The organism is Novosphingobium sp. (assembly GCF_027531025.1).
Classification (GTDB): Bacteria; Pseudomonadota; Alphaproteobacteria; order Sphingomonadales; family Sphingomonadaceae; genus Novosphingobium.
This window is the reverse complement of sequence record NZ_JAPZQX010000010.1, coordinates 27,389-44,457: the sequence shown is the minus strand read 5'-3', so window position 1 is coordinate 44,457 and position 17,069 is coordinate 27,389. Positions and strand designations below refer to the sequence as shown.

The 17,069-nt window shown below is 63.9% G+C and carries 9 protein-coding genes; 3 read left to right on the top strand and 6 right to left on the bottom strand.

The genetic code is table 11. The features are described 5' to 3' along the window. Window positions 1-2 precede the first annotated feature (2 nt). The 4 genes from O9281_RS13895 to O9281_RS13880 all read right to left on the bottom strand — a co-directional run bounded on the left by O9281_RS13895 (window position 3) and on the right by O9281_RS13880 (window position 7,460). Window positions 3-2,165: an RNA degradosome polyphosphate kinase gene (locus O9281_RS13895; RefSeq protein WP_298187029.1), complete on the bottom strand. Its 2,163-nt coding sequence runs from the start codon at window positions 2,163-2,165 to the stop codon at window positions 3-5. Window positions 2,166-2,230: 65 nt separating this feature from the next. Next, window positions 2,231-3,625, bottom strand: coding sequence for an alkaline phosphatase PhoX (locus O9281_RS13890; protein WP_298187026.1), 1,395 nt, complete (start codon window positions 3,623-3,625; stop codon window positions 2,231-2,233). Continuing rightward, entirely contained in the window at window positions 3,622-4,683 is a 1,062-nt protein-coding gene (locus O9281_RS13885) for a phytase (RefSeq protein ID WP_298187024.1), read from the bottom strand. Before O9281_RS13885 ends, O9281_RS13890 begins: the two co-directional genes overlap by 4 nt. Further along, window positions 4,683-7,460, bottom strand: a complete 2,778-nt coding sequence (locus O9281_RS13880; protein WP_298187021.1) for a TonB-dependent receptor — start codon at window positions 7,458-7,460, stop codon at window positions 4,683-4,685. Before O9281_RS13880 ends, O9281_RS13885 begins: the two co-directional genes overlap by 1 nt. Window positions 7,461-8,385: 925 nt before the next feature. Here O9281_RS13880 and O9281_RS13875 point away from each other — a divergent pair. From O9281_RS13875 to O9281_RS13865, 3 genes are read left to right on the top strand one after another with little or no spacing between them, the layout of a single operon-like run. Continuing rightward, on the top strand, window positions 8,386-10,206 hold the full coding sequence (locus tag O9281_RS13875) for an EAL domain-containing protein (RefSeq protein WP_298187019.1): 1,821 nt from the start codon (window positions 8,386-8,388) through the stop codon (window positions 10,204-10,206). Between the two features lie 34 nt (window positions 10,207-10,240). After that, complete coding sequence (locus O9281_RS13870; protein ID WP_298187016.1) at window positions 10,241-12,094, top strand: ATP-binding protein; 1,854 nt, start codon at window positions 10,241-10,243, stop codon at window positions 12,092-12,094. 41 nt (window positions 12,095-12,135) lie between these two features. Further along, window positions 12,136-12,825: a TorF family putative porin gene (locus tag O9281_RS13865; RefSeq protein WP_298187015.1), complete on the top strand. Its 690-nt coding sequence runs from the start codon at window positions 12,136-12,138 to the stop codon at window positions 12,823-12,825. Window positions 12,826-12,917: 92 nt separating this feature from the next. Here O9281_RS13865 and O9281_RS13860 read toward each other — a convergent pair whose 3' ends face one another. Together O9281_RS13860 and O9281_RS13855 are read right to left on the bottom strand one after the other, a co-directional pair. Continuing rightward, complete coding sequence (locus O9281_RS13860; protein WP_298187013.1) at window positions 12,918-14,597, bottom strand: alkaline phosphatase D family protein; 1,680 nt, start codon at window positions 14,595-14,597, stop codon at window positions 12,918-12,920. 124 nt (window positions 14,598-14,721) lie between these two features. Then, complete coding sequence (locus O9281_RS13855) at window positions 14,722-16,989, bottom strand: TonB-dependent receptor (protein WP_298187012.1); 2,268 nt, start codon at window positions 16,987-16,989, stop codon at window positions 14,722-14,724. Between the last annotated feature and the right edge of the window lie 80 nt (window positions 16,990-17,069).

Here is a 17,069-nt window from a genome sequence, read left to right as displayed (position 1 = left end):
TGTCAGGCAGCGCCGCGCCGCAGCGCCAGTTTGGGCACTTTGCGCCCCTTGGCAAGCGCCGTTCCCCGCCCGGACAGCGAAGGATTGGTCATGAAATAGCGATGAAGGTTGAACGGGGCCTCGCCCGGCTCCGCGCCCCGGCTCACCCGGCGATAGCTGCCGTCCGGGCCGAGCAGCCAGCTCTGCTGTGTATCGAGCAGGTTGGCCAGCATGACCTGGCCCAGCACCTGGTCATGGATCGTGCGGTTGCGGATCGGCACCAGCAATTCGACCCGGCGATCGAGGTTGCGGGTCATCCCGTCGGCCGAGGAGATATAGACCTTGGCCCTTGCGCTCGGCAGGTTCGACCCACAGGCAAAGGCCCAGATCCGGCTGTGCTCCAGAAACCGGCCGATCACCGACTTGACCATGATATTGTCCGACAGGCCGGGCACGCCGGGGCGCAGACAGCAGATCCCGCGCACCACCAGGCTGATCTGGACCCCGGCGGCGCTGGCGGCATAGAGCCGGTCGATCAGCCGCGAGTCCGTCAGCGAATTGAGCTTGGCCCAGATCGCCGCAGGCTTGCCGGCCCGGGCATTCTCGGCCTCGGCATCGATCCGGTCATACAACGTCTCGCGCATGTTGAGCGGGGCCATGGCGACCAGCTCCATCCGGCGCGGCTCGACATAGCCGCTGACGAAGTTGAACAGCCGCCCGGCATCGCGCCCCGCGCGCGGATCGGCGGTGAAGAAGCTGAGATCGGTATAAGTCCGCGCCGTGACCGGGTGATAATTGCCGGTGCCGAAATGGCAGTAGGTGCGATGCCCCCCGCCCTCGCGCCGCACGACCATCGATACCTTGGCGTGAGTCTTCCACTCGACGAAACCATAGATCACCTGGACCCCGGCCCGTTCCAGCTGGGATGCCCAGTGCAGGTTCTGCTCCTCGTCGAAACGGGCTTTCAGTTCGACCACGGCAGTAACCGACTTGCCCGCCTCGGCTGCGGCGATCAGCGCGGCGATCACCGCCGATTGCTTGCCCGCCCGGTACAGCGTCTGCTTGATCGCGATGACATCGGGATCGGCAGCCGCCTGGCGCAGGAAATCGACCACCACCTCAAAGGTCTCGTAAGGGTGGTGGATGATGATGTCCTTCTCGCGGATCGCGGCGAAGCAATCACCGTCGTGCTCGCGGATCCGTTCGGGATAGCGCGGGCTATAGGGTTCGAACTTCAGGTCAGGCCGATCCTCGTCGATCAGGGCGGCGAGGCCACCGATCCCGATCAGCCCATCGGTTTTCAGCACCATCGCCTTGTTGAGCCGCAACTGTTCGCGCAGCAGCTGTTCGGCGGCCGGATCGATATCGCCTTGCAAGTGGAGCAGGATCACCGAGCCGCGCCGCCGCCGCTGGATCGCGGTGCGGAAATAACGGACCAGGTCTTCGGCATCCTCCTCGATTTCCAGGTCACTGTCGCGCAGCACGCGGAACACGCCGTGGCCCTGCACCCGAAAGCCGGGAAACAGCAGCGCGGCGTTGCGGCACAGCAGGTCCTCGATGCCGATATAGACCGCGTCCGGGCCCGGCAGGCGGATGAAGCGCGGCAGGGCCTGGGGGATCAACACCATTTCCATCACCGCCGCGCCATCGCTGACGCGGACCAGCGGGAACAGGATACCCATGCCCTGGTTGGCCACGAACGGAAACGGGTGCGCCGGATCGATCGCCTGGGGCGTGATCACGGGCAGAATGTGTTCGACGAAGTAATCGCGCAGCCAGCGTGCCTGCGGGCCTGCCAGCTTCTGCCCATCGGCCAGCCGGATCCCTTGTGCCGCCAGCAGATCGCGTAGTTCGTGCCAGACTTCCTGCTGGGCTGCTTCCAGTTCGCGCACCGCATCGCGCACGGCGCTCAGCTGCTGGGCAGCGGTCAGTCCGTCGATCGAGACTTCCTCGATCTGGCGGCGCAACTGCCCGGCCAGGCCCGCCACGCGAACCATCATGAATTCATCGAGGTTGTTGCCCGAAATCGACAGGAACCGCAGCCGCTCCAGCAGCGGATAGTCGGGGTTGCAAGCCTCGGCCAGGACGCGCTGGTTGAACGACAGCCAGCTGAGCTCGCGGTTGAAGAACCGTTCCGGTCCAAGGACAGGCGCCCAGTTTGCCCGCCTGCCTCTTGCCCTCGCCATCCTCGCGCCCGATTCCGTTACTGCCCTTGGATGGCAGATGGGGGCGCCATGTTACAGCTTGGTGACTATGACGCGCGGAGGGCGTCCCACGGCCCGGTAATCGCCAGGGTCCGCCCCGGGGCATAGGCATTGACGAACAGGGTCTTGCCATCGGGCGAGAAGCAGGCCCCGGCCAGTTCGGTATCGGCATTGAGCCGCGCCAGGGTATAGGTCCGCCCGTCCGGCGTCACGCCGCGCAGGTGGTTGATCTTGCTGCCGGTGCGATCCTCGCAGACGATCAGGTGGCCCCAGGGTGCGACGGTCAGGTTGTCGGCATAGTCCATCAGCTGCGGATCGGTCGATTCGTGGAACAGCTCCAGCCGTCCCGGCCGCTTCGCCTCGCCCGGCTTGCCCTCAACCGGCGAGGGGACATAGCGCATGATCTGGCCATAGCGGCCCAGTCCGCCCGAAGTGCAGGTGAAGAAGAACTCCACCCCGCCGCGCGGACGCCGACCGAGGTGGATCCCCTCGCCCCGGGCAAAGCGCACGCCCCCGGCGGCATGGCCGCGCTGGCGCAGATCATCCTTGGGATTTTCGACATCGGCCAGGTCGATCCAGCGCACGGCGCGGGTGCTGCGCGGCGCGAAATCGGCGCCGTTCCAGTTGCGGCTGTCGCGGTGGCCATCGACCAGGGCCAGCGCCTGCAGCTTTCCGCCCTCGGCCAGCTTGCCCGGCACCTTGGGGATGAAGCGATAGAACAGGCCATCGTCCTGGTCTTCGGTCTGGTAGATGATCCCGGTGCGCGGATCGACCGCTGCAGCCTCGTGGCGGAAGCGGCCCATTGCCTTCAGCGGCACCGGTGCGACCAGCCCCGTGGCTGCGGCGGGCACTTCGAAGACCCAGCCGTGGCTGGTCCCGGTGCGCGGCGCGGCCACGACCGTTTCCTCGCAGGTCAGCCACGAGCCCCAGGGCGTCACCCCGCCGGCGCAATTGGTGGAGGTACCGGCCAGCGACAGGTGCTGGCGCAGCACCTTTTCACCCCTGGCATCGAGCACCAGCGTGGTCGTGCCGCCGGGCAGCACCCGCCCGCCCTGCCCGCGATCGAACGGCGTAGCCGCAGCCAGCCGCGCTTCCAGCGCCGCATCCTTGCCCGCCGGCCCCTTGGCCTCGCTGCCCAGGCTCAGCTCGTGATTGCGGACCAGCGCCAGCTTGCCGTCCGGCAAGGCGAAACAGCCCATGCCATCGAAATTGTCGGGTGCGATGAAGCCATCGTCCATCACCTCGCCCGCCTTCGCCAGCACCCGATAGGAAAAGCCCTCGGGCAGGTCGAAATAGCCCGCCGGGTCGGCCTTCAACGGACCATAGCCGGGCACTTCGTTGCGATAGCTGTCCCCCGCCTGGGCCGAGCCGAGCCGGGCCCAGCCACCCAGGGCGAGCGCGGCAATGCTGGTGGCGGTAAAGCCGCGGCGGGTGATGGTCATTGCTGCTGGTCCTCGTTCTCAGGTGTTACGGCGCGCAGAATATCGCGCCAGGACACAAGTTTGAAGTTCTGCGCGGCAGGTTCATTGTGCCCGTCCTGGGCCACGAACAGCCCACCCGGATAGTCCCGTCCGAATGATCCCTTATGCACTTCGATTCCGTCAGTTTCCTCGACGCTGCCGAATGCACCGGCACCGATCCTGAACCGTCCCAATGCGCGGTAGTCGGGAAGGCTGTACAGCGCGAAGGCATTATCGCCCTGGCTGGAAACGATCAGCCATCCGGCGCGGCGACCAAGCGTCACGATTCCGAGGCCTTCCACATCCGCCACCAGCTGCCGATTGTCGACTTCGACCACCAGCCTGCCATCGATCGGGCCATTAGCGCGAGCATCGAAGGCCCAGACGCCGCGGCCTTCTTCGCCAACGTAAAGCGTCTTGCTGCGCGGATCGACCACGCAGCCCTCGGTCTGGGTAGCCAGCTGCAGCTTGCGAACCTCGGTGCCGGTGGGCGTGCCATCCAGCGTGATCCACACATGGTGGACCGCGCCGTGCTTCAGCACCGAATAGGCATTCAGCGCCCGCCCCTCGCGCCACAGGCACAGACCATAACCCTCACCCGCACCGCCCGCCACCGCACCCAGCCCGGTCAATGCGCCGCTGCGGGGGTCGAGCCGGTAAAGCTGGATTTTCGCGTTGGCCTCGTCGTTGCGGTCACTCGCCGCCACGATCACCCCAGCCCGGCCCATGTCGGCCCCCATGTCGACCAGCGCGACATTGTTGACCCGACCAGCCGGCGTAAAGCTCTTCACCTTGCCATCCAGGCCGTACACGTAAAGGCCAGCCTTCTTGTCGGTCGCGACGATCAGGCTGGCGGCAGGCCGTGCGGCATTGCGCCAGATCGCCGGATCGTCGGCCGCATCGTCATTGGCGGTGCCGACAGGCACGGTCTCGGCCCGCGCGGCCACTTGGGCAGTGACGGGCGCAGTTACCGGCGCTGTCTGGGCTGTCACCGGGGCAACCCAGACCAGAGCCATTGCCAATGTAGCAAGGCGACGCATCAGAAGTTGACCCGCACGCCGCCGCTATAGCGGCGGCCGAAGCGTTCCCACTCGATCGTCTGGCTGGTGATCGCGGGTGTCGGCGTACCGGTGGCGGTCAGCAGGTTGCCCGGCTCCGAATAGCGCCGACCCGGCTTGTTGAGCAGGTTCGAGGCATCAAAATAGATCTCGACATTGGGTGTGATCGCATAGCGGGCCGAGAAATCGAGCTCGTCATCGGCGGCCCAATAGGTATCGCCGCCGTCGGTCAGATCGTCGGCAATGCCATCCAGCCATGTGCTGCGGCGCTGGTATTGCAGGCGCAGCGACAGGCCATACTTCTCGTAATAGGCGCCCACGTTGTAGACCACGTCCGAGGTGCCGGGCAGGCGGACCTTGCGGGCTGGGACGGCCCCGATCGCGGGCTTGGTCACTTCGCTGTTGTTGAACGTCAGGTTGGCGCTGATCCCGAAGCCACCCATCCATTCAGGCAGGCCAAGGCTTTCGGTCCAGGGTTCCAGCTGCAGCTGGGCGGCTGCCTCGAAACCATAGACCCGGCCATCGCCGCCATTGGTGATCCCGCTGAAATCATAGTCGGAACGGTCGATACCCCCGCTGTTCAGCGCATCAGAGCCGAACTTGCGGGTCTGGGTGTAAAGCACGTCCTTGACCTTCTTGTAGAACACGCCGGCCATCAGGTACCCCTGCGGACGCAGATACCATTCGAAGTAGGCGTCGACGCCATAGGCCCGCTCGGGCTTAACGCCCGGGTTCCCGCCCGAGATCGTCCGGGCCAGATCGTTGACGGTCACATTGGGCCGCAGCTGGTCATAATCGGCCCGGGCCGCGCCGCTGTTGAACGACAGACGCAGTTTCTTGGTATCATCGACATCGAAGTTCAGGTGCATGCTGGGGAACGCCATGGTCCGGCTCGATTCCGCAATGACCGGGCCGGTCACACCAGCGACCGTGCCAGTGGCAATCCCGCGATTCCTGAGGTGTTCGACGCGAACACCGGCCAGGATGCTGCCCCAGTCATATTTGACGGTGCCCATCACGAACCCGGCAAAGACCTGCTCGCGCACGTCAAAGATGTTGCCGGTGACCGGGGCGAAGGTGAAGGCCTGGCGCGCATTCGCGGCCACGGCCTTCATCTTGGCCGGATCGAAATAGCGGAAGGTATAGCCCAGCGGGATTGCCCCGAGGAACGGCTGATCCAGCGAGAAGGCGTTGTAATCGGTCGGGATGCCCACCTGGGCCAGCTGCGCCGCGCTAGTCATCTGGATCCGGTTTTCGTCCACCACCTTGGTGCGCTGGTCGAACTGGAAACCCGCCTTGATCACGGCATCGCCCCCGAAGAACCCGGTTTCGCGGCTGAGCACCAGCTTGCCGGTATAGGCATCGGTCGTGTCGACCGCATCGAGCACGGTAAGGCTGCTGGGCGCCTTGGCAAAGCTGTCGATTGCGGTGACCGGGGCGCCAGCCTGGAACCGGGTCGGGCTGGATAGCTGCAGCGTGTTGAACAGCGTCAGCCGCGCGAAACCCGGATCGCTGAAGTCATAACCCACAGTCGGGCGCAGCGTGCGGGTCGAGGGGCTGTCCCACGCGATCTCGCCGATGACCGAGCGATCATCCTTCGACTGGGTATAGTTGCCTAGCCAGGTCAGGTTCCAGCCATCGGCGAAGTCGTGCTTGCCTTCCAGCGTGTTGGTGAAAATCGACTGGCGGAAGGCGCGCAGCGTGGAGCGCTGGCGGATGTCGATGCCATAGATCGTGCCCTTTAGCGGCGTGTTACCGATGCAGACGTCGGCATAGCCCGAAGTGGTCGGCGTAGTGGAGGGCGTGATGGTGCAGGCTGCGGCATTGGCCACTAGGTCACCCTGCCGGTCATCCAGATCGAAGCGATAGTTGTCGCGCGCTTCGTCGTCGGTGAAGATCGTGTAGATCGAGCGCAGCGAGATGGTGTTGGCGCTGTCCGGCTTCCAGTCGAGGCGGCCAGAGACCGACCAGTTCTTGCGAGTCAGGCGATAGAGCTTGTTCTCGGTCTCGTGCACCCAGAAGCGGGTCGCGGCACCTGGCCGCTGGTCCTGCGAGACGCGTTCCCAGTCATTCTCGAAATTGTCGGTGATCATGTTGCGCTCGTAGAAGCTGCCCGACAGCAGCACCCCGATCTCGCCATCGCCCGCCTGGAAGCGGTCGGACAGCACCAGCGAGGCTTCGTATTCACGCTTGTCGCCCAGTTCGGCAAAGCCGATCCCGGCCTTGCCTGCTGCGTGGAGGCCGGAATAGTCGAAGGCGGAACGGGTGATGACATTGACGTTGCCCGACACCGTTTCGCCCGGCATGTCCGGGGTTACCGCCTTGGACACCACGATCTGCGCGGCAATCGCCGAAGGGACCGAATCGAACCGCGCATCGCGGCCTTCGGGGCTGACCACGTTGATCCCGTCAAAGCTCAGCGTGGTCCAGTAATTGGGCGCGCCGCGCAGCGAGATGTAGCGCGCCTGCCCCTGGTCCCGCTCGATCGCGATGCCGGGCAGGCGGCTCGCGGCCTGGGCAATGTTCTGGTCGGGCAGGCGGCCGACCGAATCGGACGCCGCCACGGTGACGAGCGAATCCGCCTCGCGCTGGACCTTCAGCGCGGCAGCTTCGGACTCGGCAATCGGCCGGGCCCCGGTGACGACGATGGCATCGGCTTCGGCCGCCTCGGCGGCTTCTTCGGCCTGGGCCGCCCCGAGCGGCACAATGGCGCCGATCGAACAGAGCAGGATGGTACGGAACTGGCGCAGCGAACTCATGATGGTTTCCCCGAAACTGTTGCTTCGGGATCGCCGCTACGCGCACCAGGTGACACGACCGCGAAAGTTTGGTGACGGTCAGATTACAACGCGAAAAACCTGCCAATCGGTCAACCCGGCGATGCCAATTTTGGCTGGAACGTCTGGCGAGGCGCCCCCTACAATCCGAAACGCACCTATGGCCCCGGCATCCCCGCTGTAATCGAATCTCGCGCGCCTTTTGCCCGTGACGACACCTATTACCTCGACGGTTCCGGTGGGCAGCGGGTCTATGTCATCCCCAGCGAAGAACTGGTGATCGTCCGCATCGGGCAGCCAAGATCCGATTGGGACGATTCCCAACTACCCAACATGGTCGTCAAGTTGGTCGGGTCTCCTCCGGTCGCAGGCGGGAAGGCCAAGGGCAGATACTGACTACACTTGCATTAGCCCTGTTCGGCCTCGTTACCGGTGGCGCTTGACGAAACGCTGCTGCTGCACTGTCCGCAGATCAGGCAACTGTCGACGAGCGCCGCTGCCTGAGCTGTGCCACTTGCCACAGTTTGCGTGCAGATGGTCCGCTCACCCAGGGCTTTAGGTAACCGGCATCCTGATGATCGCGTTGAACCATATCGAGCGCAGCCACTCCGGCTCGCTGCCGAGGCGAATGTCCGGAAGCCCTGCACTGGGCCGACTAGGTTACTGCGGAGCTGCAGCGGGCGGCAGGGCAGCCATGCGCAAGCTCAGGCTGGCAGGGCCCCGGGCGGCCCTGCCAGCGTGAAGCGCAACCGCGACATTCCGCAAGGAAAGCGGTCAAATCCCCGGGGAGCAAATTAATCAAACACTGGGTGCGACAAGTCATCCCTAACAGAATTCGCGTATGGCAGCGTTCCGCGTAAAATAAGCGAACGCGGAATATGGGGCATGGGCAAGATAAGGAAGTCCCATGCGCATTCTAGTGGTTGATGACGAAGAGTCCGTCCGCGAGGCCTACGGTCATATTCTGGAAGGTTCGACCAACGAACGCGCGCCGTCGCTGGCGCGGCAACTCGACACGGAATTGTTTGGTCATCCCGTTGCGGCGCCAGTCGTCGCGGCAAGCCAGAATGCGGAACCGGGCTTTGCGGTGACCTATGCCAGCCAGGGCGTGGAGGGTGTCGCCCTTGTCGAAGCGGCGCTGGCCGCCGGCCGACCCTACAAGGTCGCGTTCATTGACGTGCGCATGCCGCCCGGAATCGACGGCAAGGAGACTGCGCGCCGGATCAGGGCGATCGATCCGGACATCAACATTGTCATCGTCACGGCCTACTCGGATCACTCGGTTACGGAAATCACCGCGGTGGCCGGGCCGCCACACAAGATCTTCTACATTCAGAAGCCCTTCGCAGTGGCCGAAGTCCGGCAAATGGCCCAGGCGCTTGTCGATCGCTGGGATCACGATACCAACCAACTCGCGCTGTTGCGCGAAAAGGTTGTCGAACTGGCCGCCAGCGAGGCTCGCGCCCAGCACATGGCCAATCACGACCACCTGACCGGAGTTCCCAACCGTCTCGCCTTCCAGGCTGAACTGGTTCGCCAAAAGGCGCTTGGAGCGGACACTCTCTACCTCGCCTTCATCGGGATCCGTCGGCTCAACTCGATCAACGAGATGTTTGGCCACGATGCCGGCGATGCCCTGCTCAACGCCGTGGTTGCCGATCTGCAGAACAATGTGCCGGCCGAGGCAATGCTTGCCCGGATTTCGAGTGACCAGCTGGCAGTCCTGTTTCGCGGCGAGGACATGGCGGCTGCCGAAGCATCGCTGGGTCATCTGCTGCGCATTTGCACCGCCAGCCGCACGATCTTTGAACAGGGCGTCCAGCTCGGCGCCAGTTGCGGGATGGTCGAATGCCGCGCTTTCGCGGAGACGGAGGCCCAGGACCTGCTTCGATACGCGGAACTCGCACTGGTCGAGGCAGATGCGGCCGGGGGTGGCCGGATCGCAATCTTCAATGCGGATCTCGATAACAGCAAGCGGTTCCGGCAGCGCCTCGAAGAAGGGTTGCTGCGCGCTTTCGAGAACGACGAGTTCGAACTGCATTACCAGCCCATCATCTTGTCCGACACTCGCGAACGGGTTGGCTACGAGGCCCTGTTGCGCTGGTCCAGCACCGAGTTCGGTTCGGTTTCACCCGCGGTCTTCATTCCCATTGCCGAGGAATGCGGGATTATCGACCGGATCGGCCACTGGGTGATAACCCGCGCGCTTTCGGACGCACGTTCGTGGCCCGACATGCTGACTTCGATCAATATCTCGCCGCGTCAGTTCGACCAGCCAGACTGGATCGAGACCTTGGTCAACCAGGTTCGCGAATTCGGCATAGCGCCGCAAAAGGTTCAGCTCGAGATTACCGAGACCGCGCTGACCAGGAATCTTGCCGAGATGTCGAAGAAACTCTCGGAACTGCGGGCCATGGGCTTCCGCGTCGCCCTTGACGATTTCGGCACGGGATTTTCGAGCATGTGCAACCTCAAGGATTTCGAGGTGGACTGCGTGAAGATCGACCGCAGCTTTGTCGTGGGCATCAACAGCGACAAGCAATCGGCCAAGATCGTCGGCGCAATTGGCCAACTCGCCGAAAGCCTCGGGCTGATCACAGTGGCCGAAGGGATCGAGAACGAGGAGCAATTCCGCCTCGTTCAGCAGGCAAATTGCGGCTTCATGCAGGGGTACCTGTTCGGCACCCCCAAGACAGCGCCCGAATGCATCACCGCCAACGCGCGCTAGATCAAGGCCATTCCCGACAATGACTTTACTCGCAATGCGGGCCCAAGCGGCCCTGGACAGCTTTGCGCGATTTGATCGGCAGCTCAATCTCAATGGGCGGCTGCTGCTGAACCTGTGCCTGATCGGCGGCACAGCCGCTCTGCTCGTCTTGCTCGCAATTTCGCTGATCATCCACTTGAGTTTCACGCAGCTCGAAGAGGCGGACGCCCAGCGGCAAGAGGCCCGCGCCAATGCCTATTTCGAGGATGTGCAGGACAACATTGTCCTGCGGGCCCGCGATTGGGGAATCTGGGACGATTCCCACAGCTACATCAACAATTTCAATCGCGAATTCGCTGAAAGTAACATCAACCCTGAATCGTTCCGCAACGCGGGCATCGAGGGCCTGGCTTTCGTTCGATTTGATGGCAGCGGCGCTTCAACAGCCTACTTTGACAGGGATGGAGAGCCCCGCCCCGATCTTGCCGCGGCGTTCCAGCGGATCGTGACGGCGCCGGCGTTTCGCAAGCTCGCCATCCCGGGCAAGGACTTTCATTCTTTCATCATTTTCGACCGGCGGCTGTTCGTTCTTGGCGGCACCTCAATCCTCCCGAGTTCGTTAGCTGGCCCCTCGCGCGGCTACGTGGTCTTCTTCCAGCCCGTCGCGATCGCTGATTTCAACAAGGCGCTCCAGGTCAAAGGCAAACTGTCGCTTGGTGGCGCAAATAGCGAAAAGGTGGTCGTGCGCGACGGATCGAACCTGCGGATCACCTTGCCAATCGAGGCCCATGACAAGGCCATTGTCGGCAGCGTTTCCTTCGATATTCGCCGCGATCTCATGGCGGTGGGGGACAAGCTGCAGATCGCACTCATCATCGCCTTGCTGCTGGTCGGCGCAGCCATGCTCGTGACCCTGCGCTGGCGCATCTCCGACCTGATTGTCCGGCCGGTCAGTGCGCTGAGCCGCGACGTCAACCGCATCCGCGAAACCGGACACCTGACAACAGTGACATCCGTTGGTGGAGCCAAGGAGATCGTGAAGCTGCAGGACGAGTTCAACGCCTTGTTCGACGAACTCGAGAGCCTGCGTGCCGAGAACGAGGACCAATCCTTCGAACTTGGGCGCTCGCAGGCCGCGGTGGGCGTCATGCATAACGTGCGCAACAGCCTCAGCCCGATCAAGGTTATCCTCGGCCTGCTCAGCGACCAGGTCGGCAAGGTCATGCCCCCGAATTTCGAGCGGGCGCTCGTCGAACTGGGTGATGAAGGAACGCCCGCAGATCGCCGGGAACGGCTGATTACCTACATTGCCGCGACCCGCGAGGATATCGTCCATGCGCTCGACGAGATCGGGGGTTACGCGCACCAGGCCAACCATAACCTGGCCGAGACCCTGGCTGTCATCACCGGCAACCAACAGCATCAGCGTCCAACGCGCATGGACGAGTTGCTGGATGTGCGCGCCCTGCTGCGCGACGCAACCAACATCGCAAAGTTCAAGGGTGATCAACGGATTGGCGTGGTTCTCGACTGCCCCGAAGAGCTTCCCGCCTGCGGGAACCGCCTGCTCCTTCGCCAAGTGCTGGAAAACCTGATCACAAATTCGACCGAAGCCATCGTCGCGAGCGGACGGGAAGGTGGCAGCGTATCGATCCGGGCGCGGCTTTCGGATGACAAGCAGCATTGCATCATCACCATCCGCGATGATGGCGAAGGCTTCCCGGCCGAGATCGCCGACCAGTTGTTTGAAAGCGGCTTTTCGACCCGCTCGGACAAGGTTGGAGGTCTTGGTCTGCATTGGTGCGCCAACACCATCAACGCCATGGGTGGTTCGATCACGCTGTGCAGCGACGGCCGCGGCCGCGGCGCCACGGCGACCGTCACTCTTCAGACATTGCCGGCGGAGTAAGGCCCGGCACCAATTTCTTACAAATTTAACAGGAGGTTACCTTGAGTTTTCGTCTACTTACCGGCGCAGCAATCCTGGCTGCCGCGGCTCCTACCACGGCCATGGCCGAGACTGTCAGGGACTGGACGCTGGAAGGCGGCCTGTCGGCTTCCTCCGACTATCGCTATCGCGGCATCTCGCTTTCGGATGATGAGCCGGCCCTGTCCGGTGAACTCAGCCTCAACCACAAGTCGGGCTTCTACGCGAGCGTCTGGGCATCGAATGTCGCGCTGGATGGCTCTGCTGACGAACTCGAGACCGATTGGACCGTCGGCTGGAGCGGTTCGGTCGGCAAGGCGAATATCGAGGTGGGCGGAACCTATTTCGTCTACCCCGGAAACAGTGCGTTCAACTTTTACGAGCTCAATTCGGCGATCGGCACCAGCATCGGTAAGACGGATCTGAAGGTGGGCGTCGCTTACGCCCCCAAACAGGATAATCTTGGCGGCCTCGACAACACCTATGTCTACATCAGCGGCAAGGCGCCAATCGGCGACACACCGATCGCGATCAATGGCTCGATCGGCATCGAGGACGGTGCCTTCGGTGATGCCAAGCGCGATTGGCAACTGGGCCTCACCTACGATCTCGGCTCGGGCTTCGAGGCCTCGGTAAGCTACATGGACACCGCCCGGGCCTTCACACCGCTCGGCAAGGCGACTGTTGTCGCCGCGGTAAACTGGAGCTTCTGATCTTGCCAATGCGGGCCCAAGTGCCCGCGTGCGTAACCGGCGCCGAGCGATAGGCGCCCAGTCGCTCAAAGCCCCCGGGGCCTCGGCCGCAATCAAAGTCGGACGAGTTCCAGCCCGCCACCCTCGCGCAGCAGCCGCCACTGACTGATCGCGCGGGTGGCGTAGCGCTGGCTGCGGATGTTGCTCATCGCAACGAAAGTGGCCCGGCCGGTCGCGCGACCCAGCTCCAGGCGGACATAGCCCTGGTGCAGGTTGTCGGTCCAGATCACCTCGGGGTTGTGTTCGGCAAAGGCGGCGTCGAGCCGTGCCGCGGTCAACCGATCGAACCCGCTTTCGATGAAATCCCCCGGTGAGGTGATCCCGGCCGTACCCAGTTCCAGCCCGATCGGCCGGCCCGAAGCATCGGCCAGGCGGTTGGCCCAGAAGCTGTGGCTGTCACCGGTCAGGAACACCAGGTCATCGACCCCGGCGGCGCGGGCCTGGCTGTACAGCCGCTCGCGCGCCCATTCATAGCCATCCCAGGTATCGGGATAGAACGGCAGGTTCCACTTGCCCTTCCAGGCGAGGTCAACCGCTGCAGGCAGCGGCTTCGCCTGGCTGGCCGGATCAGGGATCAGGTCCAGCCGCACCACATCGGGCACGCGGGTGCGGGCGATAGGCATGGGATTGCCGATCAGCCGCCAGGGCTGGCCAAGTTCCTTCGAGCGGGACCAGGCGGCGGCCAGATCGGCTTCGAGTTCGGGGGCGAGCATCGGCCGGCCCGGCGCGCCGATGACATCGCGTTCCAGCGCTGCCACGTCGGCATGGCTGGCGATGGTCTTGCGGTATGGCGCGTAATCGATCTGCTCGGCCCGCGCGGTGTGGCGGGTTTCAAGGGTCGAAAGCGTGGCCAGATCGCCGAACACATAGGTGCGCCAGAACTGCATCCGGGTGCGGCCCGGCCCCGGCTCGCGCACCGGCATCCATTCGAAATAGGCCTGGATCGAGGCGGCGCGGCGGGTGGTCCACTCACCCTCGGTTTTGGGCTGGTGGTTCTGCGCCCCGCCCACCCAGGGGTTGTTGGTGCTCTCGTGATCGTCCCAGCAAGCCAGCAGGGGCTTCGCAGCATGCATGGCCTGGGCCCCGGCATCGGTCTTGTATTGGGCGTGACGGATCCGGTAATCGGCGAGCGAGACGATCTCCCCGGCCGGCTGATGCACCCGGCCCAGCTGGCGGGCGATCTCCACGCCCCAGCCGTCCGCGCCATATTCGTAGATGTAATCCCCGGTGTGGAGGACGAAATCGACCGCCGCATCGCGGGCAATCGCGTCATAGGCGTTGAAGAAGCCAAAGACATAGTTGGAACACGAAGCCAGCGCGATGCCCAGCCGCTCGACCCGGCCGACCGGCAGGGTGCGGGTCTGGCCGACCGGTGAGACTGCCCCACCGGCACGGAAGCGATAGAAATAGGCCCGGCCCGGCTCCAGCCCATCGGCTACCACCTTGACGGTATAATCCCGCTCCGGCCCGGTGGCGAACCGGCCCTGGCGCAGGATCGGGGCAAAGCCGGGATTGTCGGCGAGCTCCCAGGTCACCTCCTGCGGCGCGCTGGTCGTGATCCGGGTCCACAGGACCACACTGGTCGCATCGGGATCACCGCTGGCCACGCCGTGGCGGAAAACCCGGTTGGTCCGCTCCATGGCCCGCGCGCTGACCGGCAGGGTCGCCAGCGCGGCAGTGGCAGAAAGGCCGGCAATGGCTGAGCGGCGCGTGATCGGATGCCTGGTGGTCATGGTGTGATCCTGTAGTGCCGGGTTGGTGCCTGCGGTGTGCCGGTTGTATCCCTCCCTGGTCCATGAGGAAGGGGTGCGGATACCGTCAGGCATCCGCACCCCGGGAGGGACTTCGTGGGTCGGATCAGAACCCGACCTTAAGCGTGGCGAAGAACTGCTGCGGAGCCGCCACCAGCAGGGTCTGGCGATCCCCGCTGTTGCCGGTGCCGCCCGAATTGATCGTGCCGAGGTACTGCTCGTCGAACAGGTTGGTGGCATTGAGCTGCACCTCGATCCGGTCGGTCAGGCGATAACCGATCGAAGCATCCACCACCGTGCGGCCCGGAACCGACTGGTCGTTGGTATAGGTGAAGAACCGCTTCGACATGTAGTTCGCCCCGATCCGGCCAAAGATCGGACCCTGGTCATAAGTCAGTTCGCCGCGCAGCATGTGCTTGGGGCTGTCGACCACGGTCTTGCCCTTGATCGCCGCCAGCAGCGTGCCCGACAGGTTGCGCACGTCATCGCGATAGGTCGCATCGGTATAGCTGTAGGACGCGAACAGGCCGAACCCGCCGCCCAGCTTCAGATCGCCCAGCGCCTCGAACCCGACCGCCCGGACCGAACCGACGTTCTGCAACACCGAGGGGCTACCGACGATGCTGGGGCCGCTGGCCGCCGAGAGCAGGCGGTTCTTGAAGTTGACCAGGTAAACCCCGACCACGCCGTTGAAGTTGGAGCTGTTGAAGCGCGCGCCCAGTTCATAGGTGTCCGAGGTTTCCGGCTTCAACGTATTGACGATCGAGTTGAACCCGGCCTGGTTGGTCGAGAACGGCCCGGTCGTGGTGGCCGAGGCAAAGGCGCGAGTCGCCTGGGTGAAGCCGGCGAAGACTTCAGCATTGTCCCCCAGCGACAGGTTGACGCCAACGTGCGGCTGGAACCAGTCGGTCGCGTCAATCTTGCCCTGCGGGAAGCTGGCGGCAACCACGGCCTTGGCTTCGTTGGTGACTTTGAAGCCCTTCCAGCCCAGGTTGATCTTCACCTGGCCCAGGTCGATCCGGTCTTCCACGAAGTACTGCAGCGTCTCGGTGTCGAAATCGAATTCCCACTGGGTGAAGAACGGGTTGGTTGGGTAGTCGCGGAACGAACGCCCTGGATTGGCGCGGCTTTCCAACCCATAGAAGCGGCGGGCCTGGTTGAACGTGTTGGCTTCATACCAGCCGCCGACCAACAGCGTGTTGATCCCGCTTTCCCAGTCGATCCGGCCGAAGACCCCGCCCCGGTCGATCTTGTATTCGGTCGTGCGGATCGAGATCGGCACGCCATTGGGGCTGGGCACATAGGGTGTGGCCCAGAGGCCCATACCGCGATTGTGGTGGTAATAGCCGCGCAGCGCCAGCTTGATACCTTCGCCCAGCGGGCTCTTGAAACCGATCGCGGCAACCGTGTCCTTGCGCAGGCCCGAAGCGTCGTAATAGGCATCGTCAGCCGAGGTGATCCTGCCCGGATAGACCGTGCCGGCCGCTGCGTTGGAGATCGGCGCACCGGTTTCGCCCCGGTTGTTGGCGATATCGGCCAGCTGGATCGCGAGGTTATAGTCGCGGAAGGTGTTGTCCCAGTCATAGCCAAGCCGCGCCAGCATGCTCAGCGACATGTCCTGGTAATCCTGCTCGCGCCGGTCCGAATAGCTGAACCAGCCATCGAGCTGCGCCTCGCCCAGCGGCACGACCACCTTGGCATTGACCATGTGCTGATCCTGCTGGCCCCTGCCCTTGTACTTGTCGGTCGAGCCATAGCCATAGGACACGAAACCGCGCACCCCATCGCTGCTGCCCAGGTTCAACCGCACGAAGCCGCGCATCGTCTCGGCGCTGCCATAGGTGGCATTGGCCCGGCCGCCGAAACGATCGAGCGGGTCGAGCGAGAATGTTTCAACCGTGCCGCCCAGGTTGTTGGTCGACTGGGTACCCAGCGCGCCGGAGCCTTGCGTCACGCGGACCAAGCCGATGTTTTCCGGGCTGACCACGCGGCTGATATGAAGGCCATTGTGATTGCCATAGCTCATGTCGCCCAGCGGGATGCCGTCGAAATTGAAGCCCAGCTGGTTCTGGTTGAAGCTGCGGATGGTGACGCGGGTCGACCATTCGTAATTCCCAAAAGCGTCAGCCGACTGGACATTGACGCTGGGCAGCTTCTCGATTGCCCGGATCGCGCTGGTGCCGGGCAGCAGAACGGCGATGTCGCGCTGGCTCACTTCCTGGACCTGGCGGGTTTCGCCCCGGCCCAGCACGATGATCTCGGCCTCTTCGGCAGCGGCTTCGGTGGTGGCCTCGGAAGTCTCGGCCGCGGTGGCCAGGGCAGCCTGCGGCAGCAGGGCAGAAGAAGCGAGCAGAGCAGCAATCAGTTTACGCATGGTTTCCCCGTTGGTTAGGTTCGGGGAGCGGGTAGGCGGCGCATGTTACGCGCTGATGCGATTCGTCTGATGCTGGTCAG

Coding starts and splice junctions, on each gene's coding strand:
- O9281_RS13875 (WP_298187019.1), top strand. CDS start 8,386: ATGCGCATTCTAGTGGTTGATGACGAAGAGTCCGTCCGCGAGGCCTAC.
- O9281_RS13855 (WP_298187012.1), bottom strand. CDS start 16,989: ATGCGTAAACTGATTGCTGCTCTGCTCGCTTCTTCTGCCCTGCTGCCG.
- O9281_RS13885 (WP_298187024.1), bottom strand. CDS start 4,683: ATGCGTCGCCTTGCTACATTGGCAATGGCTCTGGTCTGGGTTGCCCCG.
- O9281_RS13860 (WP_298187013.1), bottom strand. CDS start 14,597: ATGACCACCAGGCATCCGATCACGCGCCGCTCAGCCATTGCCGGCCTT.
- O9281_RS13870 (WP_298187016.1), top strand. CDS start 10,241: ATGCGGGCCCAAGCGGCCCTGGACAGCTTTGCGCGATTTGATCGGCAG.
- O9281_RS13895 (WP_298187029.1), bottom strand. CDS start 2,165: ATGGCGAGGGCAAGAGGCAGGCGGGCAAACTGGGCGCCTGTCCTTGGA.
- O9281_RS13880 (WP_298187021.1), bottom strand. CDS start 7,460: ATGAGTTCGCTGCGCCAGTTCCGTACCATCCTGCTCTGTTCGATCGGC.
- O9281_RS13890 (WP_298187026.1), bottom strand. CDS start 3,625: ATGACCATCACCCGCCGCGGCTTTACCGCCACCAGCATTGCCGCGCTC.